19 protein-coding genes and 1 other annotated feature are annotated in these 23,487 nt (G+C 39.1%); of the genes, 16 read left to right on the forward strand and 3 right to left on the reverse strand.

Annotated features, from left to right (window positions below; translation table 11 throughout):
- From ftsZ to ileS, 7 genes are all read left to right on the forward strand, one after another.
- Positions 1-1,323: a cell division protein FtsZ gene (gene ftsZ / locus ACT170_RS01965; protein WP_002884133.1), complete on the forward strand. Its 1,323-nt coding sequence runs from the start codon at positions 1-3 to the stop codon at positions 1,321-1,323.
- Between the two features lie 2 nt (positions 1,324-1,325).
- Positions 1,326-2,009, forward strand: a complete 684-nt coding sequence (locus ACT170_RS01970) for a YggS family pyridoxal phosphate-dependent enzyme (RefSeq protein ID WP_048674456.1) — start codon at positions 1,326-1,328, stop codon at positions 2,007-2,009.
- Positions 2,010-2,013: 4 nt separating this feature from the next.
- Positions 2,014-2,598 (forward strand): cell division protein SepF, encoded by a 585-nt coding sequence (locus ACT170_RS01975; RefSeq protein WP_038675734.1) that lies wholly within the window; start codon positions 2,014-2,016, stop codon positions 2,596-2,598.
- 3 nt (positions 2,599-2,601) lie between these two features.
- Positions 2,602-2,859 (forward strand): YggT family protein, encoded by a 258-nt coding sequence (locus ACT170_RS01980; protein ID WP_084914705.1) that lies wholly within the window; start codon positions 2,602-2,604, stop codon positions 2,857-2,859.
- Positions 2,859-3,662, forward strand: coding sequence for a YlmH family RNA-binding protein (locus ACT170_RS01985; protein ID WP_013990785.1), 804 nt, complete (start codon positions 2,859-2,861; stop codon positions 3,660-3,662). The genes ACT170_RS01980 and ACT170_RS01985 overlap by 1 nt, the downstream gene beginning before the upstream one ends.
- A gap of 52 nt (positions 3,663-3,714) precedes the next feature.
- On the forward strand, positions 3,715-4,590 hold the full coding sequence (locus ACT170_RS01990) for a DivIVA domain-containing protein (RefSeq protein WP_002884119.1): 876 nt from the start codon (positions 3,715-3,717) through the stop codon (positions 4,588-4,590).
- Positions 4,577-4,788 (forward strand) — a binding site (T-box leader). Its footprint overlaps the gene before it by 14 nt.
- Before the next feature lie 47 nt (positions 4,789-4,835).
- Entirely contained in the window at positions 4,836-7,634 is a 2,799-nt protein-coding gene (gene ileS / locus ACT170_RS01995) for an isoleucine--tRNA ligase (protein ID WP_084914703.1), read from the forward strand.
- 91 nt (positions 7,635-7,725) lie between these two features.
- Here the strand turns inward: ileS and nrdF are convergent, their stop codons facing one another.
- The 3 genes from nrdF to nrdH form a co-directional block, all read right to left on the reverse strand.
- Positions 7,726-8,685 carry a class 1b ribonucleoside-diphosphate reductase subunit beta gene (gene nrdF / locus ACT170_RS02000; RefSeq protein WP_014633295.1) on the reverse strand — a complete coding sequence of 320 codons (960 nt, stop codon included), beginning with the start codon at positions 8,683-8,685 and terminating at the stop codon, positions 7,726-7,728.
- 157 nt (positions 8,686-8,842) lie between these two features.
- Complete coding sequence (nrdE, locus tag ACT170_RS02005; RefSeq protein ID WP_013990782.1) at positions 8,843-11,002, reverse strand: class 1b ribonucleoside-diphosphate reductase subunit alpha; 2,160 nt, start codon at positions 11,000-11,002, stop codon at positions 8,843-8,845.
- Between the two features lie 90 nt (positions 11,003-11,092).
- Positions 11,093-11,317: a glutaredoxin-like protein NrdH gene (gene nrdH / locus ACT170_RS02010; protein WP_003096895.1), complete on the reverse strand. Its 225-nt coding sequence runs from the start codon at positions 11,315-11,317 to the stop codon at positions 11,093-11,095.
- Positions 11,318-11,651: 334 nt separating this feature from the next.
- Here nrdH and acnA point away from each other — a divergent pair, with 334 nt between their 5' ends.
- The 9 genes from acnA to ACT170_RS02055 all read left to right on the forward strand — a co-directional run bounded on the left by acnA (position 11,652) and on the right by ACT170_RS02055 (position 23,487).
- Positions 11,652-14,315, forward strand: a complete 2,664-nt coding sequence (acnA, locus tag ACT170_RS02015; RefSeq protein ID WP_444817968.1) for an aconitate hydratase AcnA — start codon at positions 11,652-11,654, stop codon at positions 14,313-14,315.
- Position 14,316: 1 nt separating this feature from the next.
- The gene (locus ACT170_RS02020; RefSeq protein WP_014634261.1) at positions 14,317-15,441 is read left to right on the forward strand and encodes a citrate synthase; all 1,125 of its coding nucleotides are present in this window, start codon (positions 14,317-14,319) and stop codon (positions 15,439-15,441) included.
- A gap of 13 nt (positions 15,442-15,454) precedes the next feature.
- On the forward strand, positions 15,455-16,630 hold the full coding sequence (gene icd, locus ACT170_RS02025) for an NADP-dependent isocitrate dehydrogenase (RefSeq protein WP_070438943.1): 1,176 nt from the start codon (positions 15,455-15,457) through the stop codon (positions 16,628-16,630).
- A 261-nt stretch (positions 16,631-16,891) separates the two neighbouring features.
- Positions 16,892-17,155: a phosphocarrier protein HPr gene (locus tag ACT170_RS02030; RefSeq protein ID WP_002884015.1), complete on the forward strand. Its 264-nt coding sequence runs from the start codon at positions 16,892-16,894 to the stop codon at positions 17,153-17,155.
- Between the two features lie 4 nt (positions 17,156-17,159).
- Positions 17,160-18,893 carry a phosphoenolpyruvate--protein phosphotransferase gene (gene ptsP, locus ACT170_RS02035; protein ID WP_444817969.1) on the forward strand — a complete coding sequence of 578 codons (1,734 nt, stop codon included), beginning with the start codon at positions 17,160-17,162 and terminating at the stop codon, positions 18,891-18,893.
- Positions 18,894-19,112: 219 nt separating this feature from the next.
- The gene (locus ACT170_RS02040) at positions 19,113-20,546 is read left to right on the forward strand and encodes an NADP-dependent glyceraldehyde-3-phosphate dehydrogenase (protein WP_002890682.1); all 1,434 of its coding nucleotides are present in this window, start codon (positions 19,113-19,115) and stop codon (positions 20,544-20,546) included.
- Positions 20,547-20,661: 115 nt separating this feature from the next.
- Positions 20,662-21,489 (forward strand): alpha/beta hydrolase, encoded by an 828-nt coding sequence (locus tag ACT170_RS02045; protein WP_002884105.1) that lies wholly within the window; start codon positions 20,662-20,664, stop codon positions 21,487-21,489.
- Between the two features lie 47 nt (positions 21,490-21,536).
- Positions 21,537-22,277: an esterase family protein gene (locus ACT170_RS02050; RefSeq protein ID WP_002884014.1), complete on the forward strand. Its 741-nt coding sequence runs from the start codon at positions 21,537-21,539 to the stop codon at positions 22,275-22,277.
- 46 nt (positions 22,278-22,323) lie between these two features.
- Positions 22,324-23,487: an ATP-grasp domain-containing protein gene (locus ACT170_RS02055; protein ID WP_195968773.1), complete on the forward strand. Its 1,164-nt coding sequence runs from the start codon at positions 22,324-22,326 to the stop codon at positions 23,485-23,487.

Here is a 23,487-nt window from a genome sequence, read left to right on the forward strand (position 1 = left end):
ATGAGTTTTTCATTTGATAGCGCATCAGTTCAAGGTGCGGTAATTAAAGTTATCGGTGTCGGTGGAGGTGGCGGAAACGCCATCAACCGAATGATTGAAGAAGGTCTTGCTGGTGTTGAATTTATTGCAGCTAATACTGATATTCAAGCACTCAGCTCTTCTAAAGCAGAAACAGTAATCCAATTGGGTCCTAAATTGACTCGTGGCCTTGGTGCCGGAGGTCAACCTGAAGTTGGTCGTAAGGCAGCTGAAGAAAGTGAAGAAACACTTACAGAAGCACTTACAGGAGCTGATATGGTCTTTATCACTGCTGGTATGGGTGGTGGCTCTGGTACAGGGGCAGCACCAGTTATTGCACGTATTGCGAAAAGCTTGGGTGCATTGACAGTTGCAGTTGTGACACGTCCATTTGGATTCGAAGGTAACAAACGTGGTGCCTTCGCTGTCGAAGGTATTCAAGAGTTGCGTGAGCAAGTTGATACCCTTCTTATTATCTCTAACAATAACCTTCTTGAAATCGTTGATAAGAAAACACCACTTCTTGAAGCTCTTAGTGAAGCAGATAATGTTCTTCGTCAAGGGGTCCAAGGTATTACGGACCTTATCACTAACCCAGGTTTGATCAACCTCGACTTTGCCGATGTGAAAACAGTTATGGCAAATAAAGGTAATGCACTTATGGGTATTGGTATTGGTTCAGGTGAAGAACGTATTGTTGAAGCTGCGCGCAAAGCAATCTATTCACCACTTCTTGAAACTACTATTGATGGTGCAGAAGATGTTATCGTTAACGTAACTGGTGGTCTTGATATGACGCTTACAGAAGCAGAAGAAGCATCTGAAATTGTTGGTCAAGCAGCTGGTAGCGGTGTTAACATTTGGCTTGGTACATCAATCGATGATACATTGAAAGATGAAATCCGTGTAACTGTTGTTGCAACTGGAGTTCGTCAAGATCGTGCTGAAAAAGTATCTGGTATGAAAGCTCAGCCACGTAAAGTGACTACAGCTCCTTCACAACCATCAGCTCCTGCTCAACAAGTTGTTCAAGAAGAGCAACGTCCAGTTTCTCAACCTTCATTTGAACGTCAACCAAATTTTGACTATAATGAAACACCTTCAATGCCTCAAGCAGGAGTTCGTCCTGCAGCGGCAGCTCCTCAACAAGAGCAGTCAGCTTTTGGTAATTGGGATTTGAGACGTGATAATATTTCTCGTCCTGAAACTGGTCAACTAGATAGTCAATTGACTATGTCTACATTCTCAAGTGATGTTGAAGATGATGATGAATTGGAGACACCACCATTCTTTAAAAATCGTTAATAATGACTATAGAAGAGAATAAAAATAATGTTTATCAAGCGGTAAAAAAAGCTTGTGATAAGGCTAATCGCTCTAGTGATGATGTCAATATTATTGCTGTAACCAAATATGTTTCAAGTGATGTCGCTGAAGAATTAGTTAAAACGGGAATCAAGCACATTGCTGAAAATCGCGTTGATAAATTCTTAGATAAGTATCAAGCTTTAAAAAATTATGATTTGACTTGGCACCTTATTGGTACCCTGCAACGTCGTAAAGTAAAGGATGTTATTAATTTAGTTGATTATTTTCATGCTTTGGATTCTGTTAAATTGGCAGAGGAAATTCAAAAGCGTGCCGACCACACCATTAATTGCTTCCTACAAGTTAACGTTTCAGGTGAAGAGTCAAAACATGGTTTTTCACCTGAAGAACTTGATACTGTTCTAAAACAAATTGAAAATCTTGATAAGATTTGTATAGTTGGACTCATGACTATGGCTCCAATTGATGCAGATGCTCAAGAACTTGATAAGATTTTTGCTGAGACAAATGAACTTAGACAATCAATTCAAGAGAAAAAACTAAAGAATGTTCCTTGTGATCAGTTAAGCATGGGGATGAGTCGAGACTATGACATGGCTATTCAGAATGGATCAACCTTTGTCAGAATAGGCAGTGCATTCTTTAAAGAGAACGGAGAATAACCTTATGGCATTAAAAGACGCAATTGATAAAATTGTTTCATATTTTGATACCGACGAAGTAACAGATTATGAAGATGCTGCTAAAGAAGAGGCTAAAGAACGTCCAGTGAAAGCACAGAAACCTGTGCAGACACCACCTCCTCGTCAGCAACGTCAACCTGAGCGTTCTCAGGCAACAGTCCCTCCTCGTCGCCAACATGTTCATTCAGACTTACAGGAAACTCAAGTCCTTCGTAGTTTACCTCTGAGTCGTTCACAAGCAAACCAGGGACCACAACAAATGAATACAACTAAAACAACAATTGCAATTAAATATCCTAAAAAGTATGAAGATGCTCAGGAAATTGTAGAACTATTGATTGAAAACGAATGTGTTTTAATCGATTTTCAATATATGTTGGAAGCGCAAGCTCGTCGTTGTCTTGACTTTATTGATGGTGCTAGCAAGGTACTTACAGGCAACTTGCAAAAAGTTGGCTCTTCAATGTATTTGCTTACGCCAATTAATGTCGTTGTTGACATCGAAGAGATTGGGTTGGCACATGGCAATCAAGAAGCTAATTTTGACTTCGACATGAAGAGACGTTAAGCGATGTCTGTATTACTTTATGTTATTTGGGCACGTGTTGTTAACGTGATAGAGATTCTTCTTGTAGTATATGCGTTCTTATCATGGTTCCCAGGAGCCTATGATACTAGTCTTGGAAGAGTCATTAGACAAATTGTTCAACCGATTCTCGAACCATTTCGTCGCCTGAATTTAGCTTTTGCTGGTATTGATTTTTCAATATTGGTAATTGTACTTCTACTAAACTTTTCACTTAGAATTCTTAGATTTATTCTACTCTGATGTCAGATATTAAAAATATTGAACAGCATTACTCGTTAGATGAACGTCCTTTTCTAGAGAAGGTTAGGGGATTTTGTCAATTAGTTGATGATAGGTACAGTCCTTACTTAACTGATTTCTTGAATCCTCGTGAAATTCAGATTGTTGAAGAGTTAGCTCATTACTACAATTTAAAATTTTTTGTGAGTTCTACTCTTGAATCTGAAGAGTATGGAAGAGTTATTCTTGCTCCCGAATATTACGAGCTTGATGACGATGACTTTGAAATTAAACGACTAGAAATCTCTTATGCGAGACAGTTCAATAAATTGACACACCCAAAAGTTTTGGGAGCACTGATTAATCAACTTGGTCTTGACCGTCAAGTATTTGGAGATATTATTCTTGATGAAGAAGGACGCGTTCAATTTTCCATTGCTTCTCATTTAGCAAGTTATGCGATAATGACTATTACTAAGATTGGTAATGTTTCGGTTACTCTAAAAGAAGTAAGTAAAGACGATTGGATTTCAAATCAAGAAAATTATTCACAATCTTTTGTTTTACTTTCCAGTATGCGTCTTGATAATGTGTTGGCGACGGTACTAAACCTATCCCGTTCTAACGCCTTAAAACTTATTGCTTCTGGAAAAGTTAAATTAAATTATAGACAAATTGAGAAGGCTAATCAGACGGTTATGATTGGTGATATGATTTCGGTTAGAGGTTATGGTCGATTTCGACTAGCTCAACAAGACGGATTTTCAAAGTCCGGGAAAGCTAAAATCGTTATTGAAAGTCTGTTAAGACGGAGAAAAAAGTAGTTATTTAATTTAAACCATCAGATATGGTAATGAAAAATAAAGGAGGCCTGTAATGGCTATTACAGCACTTGATATTAAAGATAAACAGTTTACAACTAAATTTCGTGGATATAATGAGCAAGAAGTTGATGAATTTCTTGATATTATTGTAGATGATTACGAAGATTTGGTTCGTGATAATCGTGAACTTGCTGCTCGTGTAAAAGAGCTTGAAGAAAAATTGGCTTATTTTGATGAAATGAAAGAATCATTGAGTCAATCAGTTATTTTGGCTCAAGAAACAGCTGAAAAAGTTAAAGCTTCAGCGGCTGACGAATCAGCTAACTTGATTAATAAGGCTAACTTCAATGCTACTCATTTGGTTGAAGAAGCTAAATCTAAGGCATCTGAAATTCTTCGTGATGCAACAGATGAAGCCAAACGTGTTGCCATCGAAACGGAAGAACTAAAACGTCAAAGTCGTGTCTTCCACCAACGCCTATTGGCTGCAGTTGAAGGTCAACTTAGCTTAGCAAGTGCTCCAGAATGGGGTGAATTGTTGCAACCAACAGCTATTTATCTTCAAAATTCAGATGCTGCCTTTAAAGAAGTTGTTGAAAAAGTTTTGGATGAGCATGTACCTGATTCAAATGACGCAGCTTCATTTGATGCAACTCGTCAATTCACTCCTGATGAAATGGCTGAACTTCAACGTCGCGTTGCTGAAAGTAATAAGCAAGTTGAAGATTTCTCTAGTCCAGAAGTTGATGAAACAAACGAAGTTGTCTCAACTCCAGTTGATTTTGGTATTCCAGATACTTTCGAGAGTGAAGTGGCAGATTTCCCAACTTCAGCACCAGTAGATGAAGATTTTGATTTGCAACCTGAGTCAACAGGTGAAATTAATCTTAACGAAACACAAACGTTTAAATTGAATATTAGCGAATAAGAAAAATACAACTTACCAAGTATATTAACAGCGAGTGGGAGATGGTGTGAGTCCCACATTCCCTATTTGGATAGTTATCATTTTCAAGCATTCTAACTGAACTAAGTAAGTTAGAAGGATGGTCCTCCTTACGGACATATGAGGGAGCAAATGTTTTTGCTCTGAATTAAGGTGGTACCACGAGCTTTCGTCCTTTTTGATGAAGGCTCTTTTTATTTAGTAAATTAATTTAAAGAGGAGATATAATGAAACTCAAAGAAACCTTAAATCTAGGTAAGACAGCCTTTCCAATGCGAGCTGGACTTCCTAACAAAGAACCAATCTGGCAAAAAGAGTGGGAAGATGCTAAGATGTATCAACGTCGTCAAGAGTTGAACCAAGGTAAACCTCACTTCACTCTTCATGATGGTCCTCCGTATGCCAATGGTAATATTCACGTTGGACATGCGATGAATAAAATCTCTAAGGATATCATTGTTCGTTCAAAATCAATGTCTGGTTTCTATGCTCCTTACGTTCCTGGTTGGGATACGCATGGTCTTCCAATTGAACAGGTGTTGGCAAAACAAGGTGTGAAACGTAAAGAACTTGATCGTGCTGAATACCTTAAGATGTGTCGTGATTATGCACTTTCACAAGTTGACAAACAACGTGAAGATTTCAAACGTCTTGGTGTTTCGGCTGATTGGGATAACCCATATGTTACTTTGACACCAGACTATGAGGCTGCACAAATCCGTGTCTTTGGTGAGATGGCTAAAAAAGGTTATATCTATCAAGGTGCAAAACCAGTTTATTGGTCATGGTCATCAGAGTCAGCACTTGCTGAAGCCGAAATCGAGTATCATGATTTAGTTTCAACCTCACTTTACTATGCCAATAAGGTTAAGGATGGTAAAGGAGTACTAGATACAGATACATATATCGTAGTTTGGACAACAACACCATTTACAGTAACAGCTTCACGTGGTTTGACTGTTGGTGCAGATATTGAATATGTTCTCGTTAAACCTGCCGGAGAAGACCGCAAATTTGTCGTTGCTTCTGAATTACTTAATAGTCTTTCTGAGAAGTTCGGCTGGACAGATGTGGAAGTACTTCAGTCATACCGTGGTGAAGAATTGAATCAAATCGTCACTGAACACCCATGGGATACAGAAGTTGATGAGCTTGTTATCCTTGGTGATCACGTTACTACTGATTCAGGTACAGGTATCGTCCATACGGCTCCTGGTTTTGGTGAGGATGACTATAACGTAGGTATTGCTAATGGCCTTGAAGTTGCCGTAACCGTTAATGAGCGTGGTATCATGATGGAAAATGCTGGTCCTGATTTTGAAGGTCAGTTCTACGATAAAGTGGCGCCAATCGTTATGGAAAAACTCGGTGATTTGCTCCTTGCTAAAGAAGAAATCTCACACTCATACCCATTTGACTGGCGTACGAAGAAACCAATCATCTGGCGTGCTGTGCCACAATGGTTTGCCTCTGTTTCTAAATTCCGTCAAGAGATTTTGGATGAGATTGAAAAAGTTAAATTCCATTCTGAGTGGGGTAAAGTTCGTCTTTACAACATGATTCGTGACCGTGGTGACTGGGTAATCTCTCGTCAGCGTGCTTGGGGTGTGCCACTCCCAATCTTCTATGCTGAAGATAAAACACCAATCATGACCGAAGAAACAATTGAACATGTGGCTAAACTTTTCGAAGAGCACGGTTCAGTTATCTGGTGGGAACGTGATGCCAAAGATCTTCTTCCAGAAGGCTTTACACATCCAGGTTCACCAAACGGAGAGTTCACTAAAGAAACTGACATTATGGACGTATGGTTTGACTCAGGTTCATCATGGAATGGTGTCGTTGTTAACCGTCCTGAGTTAACTTATCCAGCTGACCTCTATCTCGAAGGTTCAGACCAATACCGTGGATGGTTTAACTCATCACTTATCACATCTGTTGCTAATAATGGTGTTGCACCATATAAACAACTCTTGTCTCAAGGTTTTGCGCTTGATGGTAAGGGTGAAAAGATGTCTAAATCCCTCGGTAATACTATTGCGCCTAGTGATGTTGAGAAACAATTTGGTGCTGAAATTCTTCGTCTTTGGGTAACAAGTGTTGATACAACTAATGACGTTCGTATCTCAATGGATATCCTTAGCCAAGTATCAGAATCTTATCGTAAGATTCGTAACACACTTCGTTTCTTGATTGCCAATACATCTGACTTCAATCCAACAACTGATGCAGTAGCCTTTGAAGACTTGCGTTCTGTAGATCAGTACATGACTATTCGATTTAACCAATTGGTTAAGACTATTCGTGATGCCTATGCAAACTTTGAATTCTTGACTATCTACAAAGCCTTGGTTAACTTTATTAACGTTGAGTTGTCTGCTTTCTATCTTGATTTTGCCAAAGATGTGGTTTATATTGAGAGTGCAGAATCACTTGAACGTCGTCAAATGCAAACAGTCTTCTACGATATTCTTGTCAAGATTACAAAACTATTGACACCAATCCTTCCTCATACTGCAGAAGAAATTTGGTCATATTTTGAATTTGAAACAGAAGACTATGTTCAATTGTCAGAGTTGCCAGAAGCAGAAGATTTCGCTGGTCAAGATGCACTTCTTGAAAAATGGAATGCCTTCATGGATTTCCGTAGCCAAGCTCAAAAAGCTTTGGAAGAAGCACGTAATGAAAAAGTTATCGGTAAATCGCTTGAAGCTCATTTGACCATCTATCCTAATGCTGAAGTCAAAGAACTTCTTGAAGGTTTGAACACTAACCTTGCTCAACTTTTGATTGTTTCAGCATTGACTATTGCTGAAGGAGATGCTCCTGAGTCTGCTGTAAGCTTTGAAGGTGTAGCATTCACAGTAGAACGTGCTGAAGGTGATGTATGTGATCGTTGCCGTCGTATCGATCCAACTACCAAAGAACGTAGCTACAATGCGACTATCTGTGATCACTGTGCTAGCATTGTTGAAGAAAACTTTGCTGAAGGTGTCGCAGAAGGTTTTGAAGTAAAAGCAAAATAAAATAAAAAGAGTTCAATTTGAACTCTTTTTCTGTTTGTTTTTCTAATATAGTATTGAACACAATAAAAAAACTAGCTCAGCTAGTTTTTTCTTATAGTCCGTAGTTATAATCATCGTCTTGCATGGCTTCAACAGTCCCTAGAAGGTAACCATTACCAACTTGAGAGAAGAAGTCGTGGTTAGATGTTCCTGTAGAAATACCATTCATAACGATTGGGTTAACATCGTTCGCACTATCTGGGAAGAGTGGATCTTGTCCCAGGTTCATGAGAGCCTTGTTGGCGTTGTAACGAAGGAAAGTCATAACTTCCTCAGTCCATCCAACACCATCATAAAGAGATTTAGTGTAGAGCTCTTCATTTTCATATAATTGGTAGAGGAGATCATACATCCATTCACGGAAACTTTCTTGCTCTTCTTCAGGCAATTCGTTGAACCCTAGTTGGAATTTATAGCCAATATAGGTTCCGTGAACAGATTCGTCACGGATAATGAGCTTAATGATTTCAGCGACATTAGCCAGCTTGTTATTACCAAGATAATAGAGTGGAGTGAAGAACCCTGAATAGAAAAGGAATGTTTCAAGATATGTTGAAGCAACCTTTTTCTGAAGAGGCGTTCCATTTTCATAGATATCGTTAATGATTTTCGCCTTGGTTTGGAGGTATTCGTTACTGTTAGTCCACTCGAAAATTTCTTCAATTTCAGATTTAGTATTCAAAGTTGAGAAGATTGAAGAGTAAGATTTGGCGTGAACAGATTCCATGAACTGAATGTTGTTCAATACAGCTTCTTCATGAGGTGTACGGACGTCTGCACGAATGGCTTCAACACCAGTTTGAGATTGCATGGTATCTAGCAAGGTTAAACCACCGAAAACTTTTCCAACCAAATCCTTTTCTTCAGCTGAAAGTTTACGCCAGTCATCAAGGTCATTTGAAAGTGGGATACGTGTATCTAGCCAAAATTGTTCGGTCAATTTTTCCCAAGTAGATTTATCAATCGCATCTTCGATTTCATTCCAGTTAATGGCTTTGTAGTAAGTTTCCATTAGAAACCTCTTTCTTTATTGATGTCGTTACTATTTTATCATAATTCAAAATCATGATATAGTTTTTTGAGTTGATCTATTAAAAAAGTCGGCGAACCGACCTTTTAATGCATTTTGTAAATAAGAGTAGTGAGGTTGTTATCGTTAAATCACCATCTTAGATGACACAGCTTTCACATTGGTTAGAACCAACCTCTTCACCGTCATCTGTATAAGTACGGATGTAGTAGATTGATTTAATTCCCTTGTTAAAGGCGTAGTTACGAAGGATAGAAAGGTCACGAGTCGTTTGTTTATTTTCTGTTTTCCATTCGTAAATTTCTTTTGGTAACTCACTACGCAAGAATAGGGTTAATGACAAACCTTGATCAACGTGTTCAGTTGCAGCGGCATAAACGTCGATAACTTTACGCATGTCCATGTCGTAGGCTGAAGTGTAGAAAGGAATTGTGTCTGTTGAAAGACCGTTGGCTGGATAGTAGATTTTTCCGATTTTCTTTTCTTGACGTTCTTCAATACGTTGTGTGATTGGATGGATAGAAGCCGAACAGTCGTTAATGTAAGAGATTGAGCCATTTGGCGCAACAGCCAAACGGTTTTGATGGTAGAGTCCATCTTTCTTAACGAGTTCACGGAGCTCTTCCCAATCTTTGGCTTGTGGGATGAAGTGGCCATCGAAAAGTTCTTTGATACGGTCAGATTTAGGAACGTATTGGCCTGTAACGTATTTGTCAAAGTAAGAACCATCAGCATATTTTGATTTTTCAAAACCGACAAAGGTTTCTTGACGTTCACGGGCAATGTTGTTAGATTCAACTAAAGTCCAGTAGTTCATAAGCATGAAGTAGATATTAGTGAATTCAACAGATTCAGGGCTACCATACTCGATATGGTGTTTAGCGAGGTAAGAGTGAAGCCCCATAGCTCCCAAACCAAAGGTATGAGCTTGTTGGTTACCATTTTTGATAGATGGTACAGCATCAATACTTGAGCTATCTGTAACAAAGGTAAGCGCACGTGTCATTGCTCTAATCGAACGACCAAAGTCAGGTGAGGTCATCATGTTAAGGATATTAGTTGATCCAAGGTTACATGAAATATCTGTACCGAGTTTAACAAACTCTTGTGCATCGTTAAGCTCACTTGGTGTTTGAACTTGAAGAATTTCAGAACAGAGGTTGGACATGATAATCTTACCATCGATTGGATTGTGTCGATTGGCTGTATCAACATTGACGATATATGGATAACCTGATTCTTGTTGGAGTTTAGAAATTTCAGTTTCTAGCTCACGGGCATTAATCTTGGTTTTTGTGATATTTGGATTGGCAACCAACTCATCGTACATAGCTGTAATATCAATGTAGTTATATGGTTTACCGTACTCTTTTTCGACTGAGTAAGGACTGAAGAGGTACATATCTTCATTATTACGTGCCAACTCGTAGAATTTATCTGGAACTGTAACACCAAGTGATAGTGTCTTAACACGCACCTTCTCATCAGCATTCTCTTTCTTAGTAGAAAGGAAGGCAAGAATATCTGGGTGGAAAACATCCAAATAAACAACACCAGCACCTTGACGTTGGCCAAGTTGGTTTGAGTAAGAGAAGCTATCTTCGAAAAGCTTCATAACAGGCACGACACCAGAGGCTGCCCCAGCATATCCTTTGATAGGAGCACCAGCTTCACGAAGGTTAGACAAGCTAATACCTACCCCACCACCAATACGTGATAACTGGAGGGCAGAGTTGATAGAACGTCCGATAGAATTCATGTCATCCGTTACTTGAATAAGGAAACATGACACGAGCTCACCACGACGGCTACGTCCAGCATTTAGAAATGAAGGAGTAGCAGGTTGGTAACGTTGGTGAATCATTTCGTTGGCAAGGTCACTAGCTAGGTTTTCATCACCATCAGCAAAGTAAAGGGCGTTGAATAGAACACGATCTTCAATACTTTCGAGGTAAGACTCGCCATCGTTTGTTTTGAGCGCATATTGTTGGTAGAACTTGTAGGCTGCCATGAAAGATTGGAAGCGGAATTTTTGAGAATGAATTTCTGCAGACAATTTTTCGATGAAAGCAGGTTCGTATTTACCGATGAATTCAGACTCAATATAATCGTTCTCAATCAAATAATTAATTTTATCTGTGATGCTGTTGAATGCCATTGAATTTGGCTTAACGTTTTCAAGGAAGAAGGCACGAAGCGCTTCTTTATCCTTATGCAAAGGAATTTGACCGTTAACAGGACGGTTAATTTCGTTGTTGAGGCGGAAGTATGAAACATCGCCAAGATTTTTTAAAGACATAATACAGATACCAGGCTCAGTTTAATAGTAGATTAAGGTTAAAATATTAAACTAAGCAAACAAGTTCCTTTCTATATAAAAACTTGATAATTAAAGGATTTCTTTAAGTTTAGCCGGTTGAAAACCTGAAAAGACGATATCGCCGGCTTCAATAACTGGAGCAGCAGTGAAACCGAGGCTTTTAACGTAATCGATTTTTTCAGGCTGTTCATCAATGTTGATTTCTTCGAAATCAGCACCTTCCTTTTCCAAGAATTTTTTAGTCATTTTGCACTGCATGCAGTTGTTTTTAGAAAACAATGTAATCTTTGCCATTGCAAATACTCCTTTATAAAAAGATTTTAAGTGGCCAAGAGCCACTTTTTCAACTCTAATAGAATACTACCCAAAATATTGGGAAAAATCAAGCTAAATATCTCAAGGAAATACAATATTTTGTGTTTAGTATTAAAACACAACCCTATATCTTGTGTTTTAAAGGCTTTTTTAAGTTTCCTAAATTAAATAGGATTTGTATATGGAAATGACGAAAAAAGAAACATCTAACCACGAATGTTATATAATATAACATCAAAATGCCAATTCTATTTGTTTTTTCAAAAAAAACAGTGTAGAATAAAGAAAATTTTTAACTAATGGAGGTTCAAGTATGCAAGAATACTGTTCAAATCTAACTGTAAATGGTAAGACATTCTCTTTCTATGATCTCGAAAAAGCAGCAAAATCTCATGATGTTAAGGTCGGAGGACTACCTTATACCATTCGAATACTACTTGAAAGTCTCCTTCGAAAAAAAGATGGCGTCGATGTTAAGGAATCTCACATTTCTGATCTAATGAAATTTCCGAATTTTCCAACAATTTCTGAAGTGCCTTTTAAACCAAGTCGTGTTATCTTACAAGATTTTACAGGAGTTCCTGTTGTTGTTGATTTAGCTTCAATGCGTGATGCTATAGTGGCTAATGGTGGTAAAGCCGAATTTATTAATCCCGAGATTCCAGTAGATTTGGTCATCGACCACTCTGTCCAAGTAGATTCATATGGATGTGATACTGCTCTTGAAGATAATATCAATCTAGAGTTTAAACGTAATAACGAGCGCTATGAATTTCTTAAGTGGGCTGAACAGTCTTTTGAAAATTATCGTGCGGTTCCACCAGCAACAGGGATTATTCACCAGGTTAATATTGAATTTTTGAGCGATGTCATTATTGAAAAAGATGGGTTACTCTATCCTGATTCTATGTTTGGTACAGATAGTCACACGACTATGATTAATGGTATTGGCGTTCTTGGTTGGGGTGTTGGCGGCATTGAAGCTGAAGCAGCTATGCTCGGTGAAGCATCTTATTTCCCAATTCCAGAGGTTATTGGTGTACATCTGACAGGAGAGTTGCCTAAAATTGCAACGGCAACAGATTTGGCTCTCAAGATTACTCAGGTGCTTCGTTCTGAAAATGTGGTTGGTAAATTCGTTGAGTACTTTGGACCTGGCTTGAAGAGCTTATCTCTAGCTGATCGTGCTACAGTCGCTAATATGGCACCAGAATATGGTGCGACCTGTGGTTATTTTCCTATTGATGACGAGACTCTTAACTACATGCGTTTAACTAACCGTGATGAGGAACATATCCAAGTCACTGAAGCCTATACAAAAGCCAATCATCTTTTCTATGATCCAAGTAAAGAAGCCAAGTATACTAAGATTGTTGAAATCGATTTGTCATCTATTAAACCTTCTATCTCAGGTCCTAAACGTCCACAAGATTTGATTCTCTTATCAGATGCTAAGCAAGAATTTCAAGATGCAGTGGTACGAGAAGCAGGTGTCCGTGGTTTCGGTTTGGATAAGGAAGAGTTAGCAAAAACTGCAAACGTTGACTTTAAGGATCATTCAGAAACAATTCAAACAGGTCATGTGGCCATTGCAGCTATCACATCATGTACCAATACCTCAAATCCTTACGTTCTTATGGCAGCTGGTCTTTTAGCTAAAAAAGCGGTTGAGAAAGGATTAAAAGTATCTCCAACAGTGAAGACATCTTTGGCACCAGGTTCTAAGGTTGTTACTGGTTATCTCAAAGCTTCAGGCTTACAAACCTATCTAGATAAGCTTGGCTTTAACTTGGTAGGTTACGGTTGTACAACCTGTATTGGGAACTCAGGAGACTTACGTCCTGAGGTGGCTAAGGCTATTGTAGAAACTGATTTATTAGCGAGTGCCGTTTTGTCAGGAAATCGTAATTTTGAAGGGCGTATTAATCCACTTGTTAAAGCAAATTTCTTGGCTAGCCCACCATTGGTTGTTGCTTATGCCTTGGCAGGTAACACGAATATTGATTTGACAACTGAACCTTTAGGCTTTGATGATAATGGTCAAGCTGTTTATTTAGAGGAAATTATGCCATCTCGTGAAGAAATTGAGACTTATGTTGATAAATACGTCACCCGTCAACTCTTCCAAGATGAATATGCCAGTGTCTTTTCTGATAGTGAGAAGTGGAATGCTATTCCTACTGAACAAAGTCAAAATTATAAATGGAATCAAAACTCTACCTATATTCAAAACCCACCTTACTTTGATGCTTTAGGAGATGATTTGAGCGTTAAACCATTGAAAGATTTGAAGGTTTTGGCTAAATTCGGAGATACGGTAACAACAGACCATATTTCTCCAGCGGGAAATATTGCCAGAAATAGTCCAGCAGCTCGTTATTTGACTGAGAATGGTGTTGATTATCAAGAATTCAATTCTTATGGTAGCCGTCGTGGTAATCATGAAGTCATGATGCGAGGAACCTTTGCTAATATTCGTATCAAGAATGAGCTAGCAGATGGAAAAATTGGTGGATATACTAAATATGATGGTGACATTCTACCTATATATGATGCTGCTATGAAATATAAAGAAGCTAATCAAGATACGATTGTAATTGCCGGTAAGGATTATGGTATGGGCTCAAGTCGTGACTGGGCGGCTAAAGGTGCTAATCTTCTTGGTGTAAAAGTAGTGCTTGCTGAGAGTTTTGAGCGTATTCACCGTTCAAATCTCGTTATGATGGGGATTTTACCAGTCCAATTTATGGAAGGAGAAAATGCTGAAAGTCTTGGATTGACAGGACAGGAGACCTTTAGCTTTGACCTTTCAGAAAATCCAGGTGTCCATGATGTTATCACTGTTACAGCTTCAACACCTGAACAAACCAAAACCTTTAAAGCCTTGGTACGCTTTGATGCAGATGCTGATATTCGCTACTATAAAAATGGTGGTATCTTGCCAATGGTTGTAAGAAAAAAATTGAAGGGAGCCTAATATGACAACAGTTGAAATTAATGGACTTAAGGATATGATTGCCTGTAATACTAGGATTTCATCTATTATCGATGATCATTTATCGTATTCGGGATATGATATTTCCGAGTTTATGGAAAATAAAGCGTCTTTTGAGGAAGTGATTTATCTCTTGTGGAATGGTCATCTTCCTACGCAAATGGAACTTAAGTACTTTGAAGCTGAGTTGCGTAAGAACTATGATATTTCTGATGCTGTAGAGCAATGCATTCTTATCCAATCTCGTCCACATTTGCACCCAATGAGTGTTTTACGTTCAACAGTCTCCCTTCTTGGGGTTTACAATGTGGACGCCGAGGAAAGATCCATGGAGGCAATTTATCAGCAAAGTATTGAATTGATGGCTAAATTGCCTACAATTATTACGACTTTTGCACGCTTACGTACTGGTAAAATGCCCCTCAAACCAAGAGAAGATTTAGGTTTTGCGGCTAATTTTCTCTACATGCTGAATGGTGTTGAACCTTCTGAAATTGAAATTGAAGCTATGAATAAGGCTTTAATTCTTCATGCTGATCATGAGTTGAATGCCTCAACTTTTGCAGCGCGTGTTTGTGCCTCGACTCTGACAGATATCTATTCGTGTGTCACAACAGCTATTGGTGCTCTAAAAGGTCCCTTGCATGGTGGAGCTAATGAACGCGTCTTTGATATGCTTAAAGAAATCCGTGAATCTGGTGATGTTAATGCTTACTTGCAGGAAAAACTTGATTCTAAAGAGAAAATCATGGGATTTGGACACCGTGTATACAAGAAACAGGATCCTCGTGAAATTTTCTTAAGAGATATGGCTAAAAAGTTGACAGAGGGTACTGAGAATGAAGAATTCTTTAATATGTCTCAAGAAATTGAAGAATTCATGAAAGATAAGAAGGGATTGATTCCCAATGTGGACTTTTATTCAGCCACCGTATACCATACTCTAGGAATTGACAGCGATATCTTCACCCTTATCTTTGCTATGAGTCGTGTTGCCGGCTGGATTGCTCATATTCAAGAGCAGCAAAAAAATAATAAATTGATTCGTCCACGCTCGCAGTACATCGGACAAGAAAATATGACCTATATTCCTTTAGAAAAACGCTAGGGAGGAAAGCTATATGGCAGAAAAAATCGTAATGAAAAATGGACAGCTTCAAGTTTCTGATCGTCCAATTATCCCTTTTATTGAAGGGGATGGTGTTGGACATGATATCTGGAAGAATGCCCAAGCAATCTTTGACAAAGCAGTAGAAGTAGCCTATGAAGGAAAGCGTCATATTGAGTGGCAAGAGCTTCTAGCCGGTAAAAAGGCTTATGACAAAACTGGTGAATGGTTGCCGAAAGAGACTTTGGAGGCTATTCGAGAAAGTTTAGTAGCTATTAAGGGACCGCTTGAGACGCCAGTAGGTGGTGGTATTCGTTCTTTAAATGTAGCTTTACGTCAAGAACTTGATCTCTACGCTTGTGTTAGACCTGTTCGTTACTTTGACGGAGTAGCAAGTCCACTTAAGGAACCAGAAAAAACAAATATTACTATCTTCCGTGAAAATACCGAAGATATTTATGCGGGGATTGAATGGGAAGCAGGAACGGCAGATGTCAAGCGCGTGATAGAGTTTCTCCAGACAGAAATGAATGTTAATAAAATTCGCTTCCCAGAATCAAGTAGTATCGGAATCAAGCCAATTTCAATAGAAGGAAGTAAACGTCTCATTCGCTCTGCTATCGACTATGCTCTCAAGAACAATCTAAAGAAAGTGACATTGGTTCATAAAGGAAATATTCAAAAATTCACAGAAGGTGGCTTCCGTAAATGGGGTTATGAAGTGGCTCAGGAAGACTATAAAGAAGAATTGCTGGATGGTCGTTTAGAGATTAATGATATAATCGCGGATAACTTTTTACAACAGATTCTTTTAAATCCAGAAAAATTTGATGTTGTTGCCTTAACCAACTTGAATGGTGATTATGCCAGTGATGCCTTGGCTGCACAAGTTGGTGGTATCGGCATCTCCCCTGGAGCCAACATTAACTATCAAACAGGTCATGCAATTTTTGAAGCAACACATGGAACAGCTCCGGATATCGCGGATCAAGATAAAGCTAATCCTTGCTCAGTTTTATTATCTGGCTGCATGCTTCTAGATTATATTGGTTGGACTGAGGCAGCTCAACTGATTACAAGTGCTATTGAGAAGACATTTAAAGCTGATATCTTTACATCTGACTTAGCATTTGGGAAACAAGCTTATTCAACGAGTGCATTTAGCAATCAAATTCTTTCAATTATGTGATTGTTTTTGCTCGAAAATGAAAATTAACGATTGAAAACACCATGAAAGAAATTTTCTGAAAATGTTGTAAATAACTAGAGACTAGTATTTGCTTATGTTTTGAAAAATGAAAATGACCAGTAAAATGAGAGACAAGCTTTCGAAAAACTTGTAGAAAGTGCGTTTTAACCTTGATAATCTCAATTAGCTATGTTATAATTCTAAATTGTAAGGGTTATCATTGATAACTCAAATATTCCAAATGAAGAAGGAGAATCCATTATGGCTTCTAAAGATTTCCACATTGTTGCAGAAACAGGTATCCACGCACGTCCAGCTACTTTGCTTGTTCAAACAGCTAGCAAATTTGCTTCAGATATCACTCTTGACTACAAAGGTAAAGCAGTTAACCTTAAATCTATCATGGGTGTTATGAGCCTTGGTGTTGGTCAAGGTGCTGACGTAACTATCTCTGCAGAAGGTGCTGATGCTGATGACGCAATCGCAGCAATCGCAGAAACAATGACAAAAGAAGGATTGGCATAAGAATATGACAGAAATGCTTAAAGGAATCGCAGCATCTGATGGTGTTGCAGTTGCTAAGGCATATCTGCTTGTTCAACCGGACTTGTCATTTGAAACTGTAACAGTTGAAGATACAAGTGCAGAAGAGGCTCGTCTAGATGCTGCTCTAGCGGCGTCACAAGACGAGCTTTCTGTTATCCGTGAAAAAGCAGTTGAAAGCCTTGGTGAAGAAGCGGCAGCCGTTTTTGATGCTCACTTGATGGTTCTTGCTGACCCAGAAATGACTGGTCAAATTAAAGAAACTATCCGTGCTAAACAAGTTAATGCTGAAGCTGCTTTGACAGAAGTAACAGACATGTTTATCGCTATTTTTGAAGGTATGGAAGACAACCCATACATGCAAGAACGTGCAGCGGATATTCGTGACGTTACAAAACGTGTGCTTGCTAACTTGCTTGGTAAGAAATTGCCTAACCCAGCAACAATTAACGAAGAATCAATCGTTGTTGCTCATGACTTGACACCATCTGATACAGCTCAGTTGAACAAAAAGTACGTAAAAGCTTTTGTTACTAATATCGGTGGACGTACTAGTCACTCTGCAATCATGGCTCGTACACTTGAAATCGCAGCCGTTCTTGGTACAAATAACATCACAGAACTTGTCAAAGATGGCGACATTTTGGCGGTTTCAGGTATTACTGGTGAAGTTGTTATCAACCCAACTGAAGAGCAAATTGCTGAGTTTAAAGTAGCTGGTGAAGCTTACGCTAAACAAAAAGCTGAATGGGCTCTCCTTAAAGATGCTCAAACAGTTACTGCTGATGGAAAACATTTCGAATTGGCTGCTAACATCGGTACACCTAAAGACGTTGAAGGTGTAAATGATAACGGTGCAGAAGCAGTTGGTCTTTATCGTACGGAATTCTTGTATATGGATTCTCAAGACTTCCCAACTGAAGATGACCAATATGAAGCATACAAAGCAGTTCTTGAAGGTATGAACGGTAAACCTGTTGTCGTTCGTACAATGGATATCGGTGGGGATAAAGAACTCCCTTACTTCGATCTTCCTAAAGAAATGAACCCATTCTTGGGTTACCGTGCTTTGCGTATTTCTATCTCTGAAACTGGTAACCAAATGTTCCGTACACAATTGCGTGCTTTGCTTCGTGCATCTGTTCACGGTAAATTGCGTATCATGTTCCCAATGGTTGCTTTGTTAACTGAGTTCCGTACTGCCAAAGGTATTCTTGAAGAAGAAAAAGCTAAATTGGTTGCTGAAGGTGTTGCCGTTGCAGACGATATCGAAGTAGGTATCATGATTGAAATCCCTGCTGCAGCTATGCTTGCTGACCAATTTGCTAAAGAAGTTGATTTCTTCTCAATTGGTACAAACGACCTTATCCAATACACTATGGCTGCTGACCGTATGAACGAACAAGTTTCATACCTTTACCAACCATATAACCCATCAATCCTTCGTTTGATTAACAATGTTATCAAAGCGGCTCATGCTGAAGGTAAATGGGCTGGTATGTGTGGTGAAATGGCCGGTGACCAAACTGCTGTTCCACTTCTTGTCGGAATGGGCTTGGATGAGTTCTCAATGTCAGCGACATCTGTTCTTCGTACACGTAGCTTGATGAAGAAACTTGACACAGCTAAAATGGAAGAATACGCTAACCGTGCGCTTACTGAATGTTCAACAATGGAAGAAGTTCTTGAACTTTCAAAAGAATACGTTAACGTAGACTAATCATAAAAAGTGGAGGCTTAGGCTTTCACTTTTTTTTATAGCTAAACAGAGACAAAATAATTGACTCATTCTTTGGTTAGGAGTAGAATACGGCTAACCTAGGTTAATAATTTAAACTATTTTTTGTCAAAATTTTCTGAATAATTCTCGTTTAAATCTTGGATTATTTCTAAAAAAATGATAAAATAGGTCTTATAATAGATAAAAGGAGTTACTATCTTGGCTAAACAATACAAAAACTATGTCAATGGTGAGTGGAAAACATCTGAAAACGAAATTACTATCTACGCACCTGCAAACGGTGAGGAACTTGGATCAGTTCCAGCGATGAGCCAAGCTGAAGTAGACGAAGTCTACGCAGCAGCTAAAGCAGCACTTCCAGCATGGCGTGCGCTTTCATATGCTGAACGTGCAGCTTACCTTCATAAAGCAGCAGATATCTTGGAACGTGATGCAGAAAAGATCGGTCAAGTTCTTTCTAAAGAAATCTCTAAAGGTTTGAAATCTGCAATCGGTGAAGTTGTTCGTACTGCTGAAATCATCCACTATGCAGCTGAAGAAGGTTTGCGTTTGGAAGGTGAAGTACTTGAAGGTGGTGCATTTGACGCTGGTAGCAAGAAAAAAATCGCTGTTGTTCGTCGCGAACCAGTAGGTCTTGTCCTTGCTATCTCTCCATTTAACTACCCAGTAAACTTGGCTGGTTCTAAAATTGCTCCTGCCTTGATTGCTGGTGACGTTGTTGCCTTCAAACCACCAACACAAGGTTCTATCTCAGGTCTTCTTTTGGTTGAAGCATTTGTTGAAGCTGGTATCCCTGCAGGTGTCTTGAACTCTATCACTGGTCGTGGTTCTGTTATCGGTGACTACATCGTTGAACACAAAGCAGTTGATTTCATCAACTTCACAGGTTCAACACCAGTTGGTGAAAATATCGGTCGTTTGGCAGCTATGCGTCCAATCATGCTTGAACTTGGTGGTAAAGATGCCGCTATCGTTCTTGAAGATGCTGATCTTGACTTGACTGCTAAAAACATTGTTGCTGGTGCCTTTGACTATTCAGGTCAACGTTGTACAGCTATCAAACGTGTCCTTGTAATGGATAGCGTTGCAGATGAATTGGTAGAAAAAGTAACTGCTTTGGTAGGTAATATCACTGTTGGTATGCCTGAAGAAAGCGCAAGCGTTACACCACTTATCGATACAAAAGCAGCTGACTTCGTTCAAGGTTTGATTGATGATGCCGTTGAACAAGGTGCTACTGCTAAAACTGAATTGAAACGTGAAGGTAACCTTATCTACCCAGCTGTCTTTGACCATGTGACAACTGACATGCGTCTTGCTTGGGAAGAACCATTTGGTCCAGTATTGCCATTCATCCGTGTATCTTCAGTTGAAGAAGCAATCAAGATTTCTAACGAATCTGAATTTGGTCTTCAAGGTGCAGTCTTCACTCAAGACTACCCACGTGCGTTTGCAATTGCTGAACAACTTGAAGTTGGTACAGTTCACATCAACAACAAAACACAACGTGGTACAGATAACTTCCCATTCCTTGGTGTTAAAGGATCTGGTGCCGGAACTCAAGGTGTGAAATACTCTATCGAAGCTATGACTCGTGTGAAATCAACAGTATTTGATATCGCAAACTACTAAGAGTTTAGCTATTCAATCATTAAAAAAGTGTAAAGAGTCCCCATTATAGGGGCTCTTTTTCTTTTAAAATATGGTATAATAAAACTAAATTTCGAATATAGAGAGTTTTCTGACAATGAATAAATCTTATTTTTACTTGGTTATGAAGACCCATGAATTAGAGGTGCCATACACTGGTAAACTTCGTCGTGTGCGTGTTCTTCTACCTAAGAACTATGAAACGGATACAGATCGTTCTTACCCTGTCGTGTATTTCCATGATGGTCAGAATGTTCTTTATAGTAAGGAGTCATTTTCGGGCTATTCTTGGAAGATTATCCCAACAATCAAGCGTAATCCTGATATTTCGCGCATGATTGTTGTAGCCATCGATAATGATGGCCCTGGCCGTATGAATGAGTATTCTGCGTGGAAGTACCAAGAATCTAATATCCCTGGTGTTCAGTTCGGAGGCAAGGGAGTAGAGTATGCGGAGTTTGTCATGGATGTGGTAAAACCCTTTATTGACAAGGAGTACCGTACCCTCTCAGACCGTCAGCATACAGCTATGATTGGTTCATCCCTTGGTGGTAATATCACTCAGTTTATGGGGCTTGATTATAAGGAGCAGATTGGTTGTCTTGGGGTTTTTTCTTCAGCTAACTGGTTGCATCAAGATGCCTTTGATCGTTATATGTCGCGTCAAAAGCTCGATGCAGATCAACGTGTCTACATTTATGTAGGGACTGAGGAAGCTGATGATACTGACAAGACCTTGATGGCTGGTAACATTAAGCAGGCTTACATTGACTCTTCACTGAGCTATTACCATGATTTGATCGCTCGTGGGGTTGACTTGGAAAATATCAAGATTCACATTCAATCTGGCGCTGAACACAATGAAGAAGCTTGGGCCGAGAATTTACCAGACTGTCTTCGCTTTTTCGCTGAAAAGTGGGACTAGTCTTTATTAACGCAAAATATTTTTAATTTAGGAAAAGGAATATAAATATGAATATCGAACATCTTAGCCACTGGAGTGGTCAACTTAATCGTGAAATGTATGTTAACCGTTATGGGCACGCTGGTATCCCTGTTGTGGTTTTTGCCTCATCAGGTGGTAGCCATAACGAATACTATGACTTTGGTATGATTGATGCTTGTGCACGTTTTATCGAAGAAGGACGCGTACAATTCTTTACGCTGTCAAGTGTGGACAGCGAAAGCTGGCTATGTGATTGGAAAAATCCACACGATCGTGCTGAAATGCACCGTGCCTATGAACGCTATGTTATTGAAGAAGCTATTCCATTTATCAAACACAAAACTGGTTGGTTTGATCCAATGATGACAACAGGATGTTCAATGGGTGCTTACCATGCGCTTAATTTCTTCTTGCAACACCCTGATGTTTTCAATAAAGTAGTAGCCCTTAGTGGTGTTTACGATGCTCGTTTCTTTGTGGGTGAGTTTGGAGGGGATGAAGCTATTTACCAAAATTCCCCATCAGATTATATCTGGAACCAAAATGATGGTTGGTTCATCGACCGTTACCGTCAAGCTGAGATCATCGTATGTACAGGTCTTGGTGCTTGGGAACAAGATGGTCTTCCTTCTTACTATAAACTTAAGGAAGCCTTTGAACAAAAGAATATTCCAGCCTGGTTCTCTGAGTGGGGCCATGATGTCGCTCACGATTGGGAATGGTGGCGTAAACAAATGCCTTATTTCCTTGACAATATGAACCTATAATTTCTTTGTCTATCCTATCTAAATAACTATAAAAGAGGAATCACTAATGAATTATCTTGTTATTTCACCATACTATCCACAAAACTTCCAACAGTTTACAGTTGAACTTGCAAATAAGGGTATTAACGTTCTTGGTATTGGTCAAGAGCCTTATGAGCAATTGGATCAACCTTTGAAAGATGCATTGACTGAGTACTTCCGTGTAGACAATTTGGAAAACTTGGATGAAGTTAAACGTGCGGTAGCCTTTCTTTTCTACAAACATGGCCCAATCGACCGCATCGAATCTCATAATGAATACTGGTTGGAATTGGATGCTGCACTTCGTGAACAGTTTAATGTTTTTGGTGCTAAGCCAGAAGACCTTAAGAAGACTAAATTCAAGTCTGAAATGAAGAAACTCTTCCAAAAAGCTGGTGCTCCAGTTGTGCCTGGTGCTGTTATTAAAACAGACGAAGATGTGGATAAAGCTGTGAAAGAAATCGGTCTTCCAATGATTGCTAAGCCAGATAATGGGGTTGGTGCAGCTGCAACCTTTAAACTTGAAACAGAAGATGATATCAATCATTTCAAGGCTGAGTGGGACCATGAAACAGTTTATTTCTTTGAAAAATTTGTAACTTCAAGCGAAATCTGTACTTTCGATGGTTTGATTGATCATGATGGTAATATTGTCTTCTCAACAACTTTCGATTATGCTCACACTCCACTTGACTTGATGATTTACAAGATGGACAATTCTTACTACGTTCTTAAGGATATGGATCCTAAGTTACGTAAGTATGGTGAGGCAATTGTCAAAGAATTTGGTATGAAGGAACGTTTCTTCCATATTGAGTTCTTCCGTGATGGTGACGATTATATTGCTATTGAATATAATAACCGTCCAGCAGGTGGCTTCACAATCGACGTCTATAACTATGCTCATTCGTTTGATTTGTACAAGGGTTATGCGGATATCGTTGCTGGTGAACCATTCCCAGCTTCTCAGTTTGAGCCACTTTACTGTTTGGCTACTTCACGTCGTGCAAGCTCACACTATGCTTACTCAGAAGAAGAACTTTTTGATAAGTATCGTGAACAACTTAAAGTTAAGAAAATCATGCCTGCAGCCTTTGCAGAGTTGCAAGGTGACTTCCTTTATATGTTGACAACTCCAAGTCGTGAGGAAATGGAACAAATGATTGAGGACTTTGGTAAAAAAGCCTAA

The sequence above is a fragment of the Streptococcus sp. cx1 genome (genome assembly GCF_052384325.1).
GTDB lineage: Bacteria > Bacillota > Bacilli > Lactobacillales > Streptococcaceae > Streptococcus > Streptococcus salivarius_G.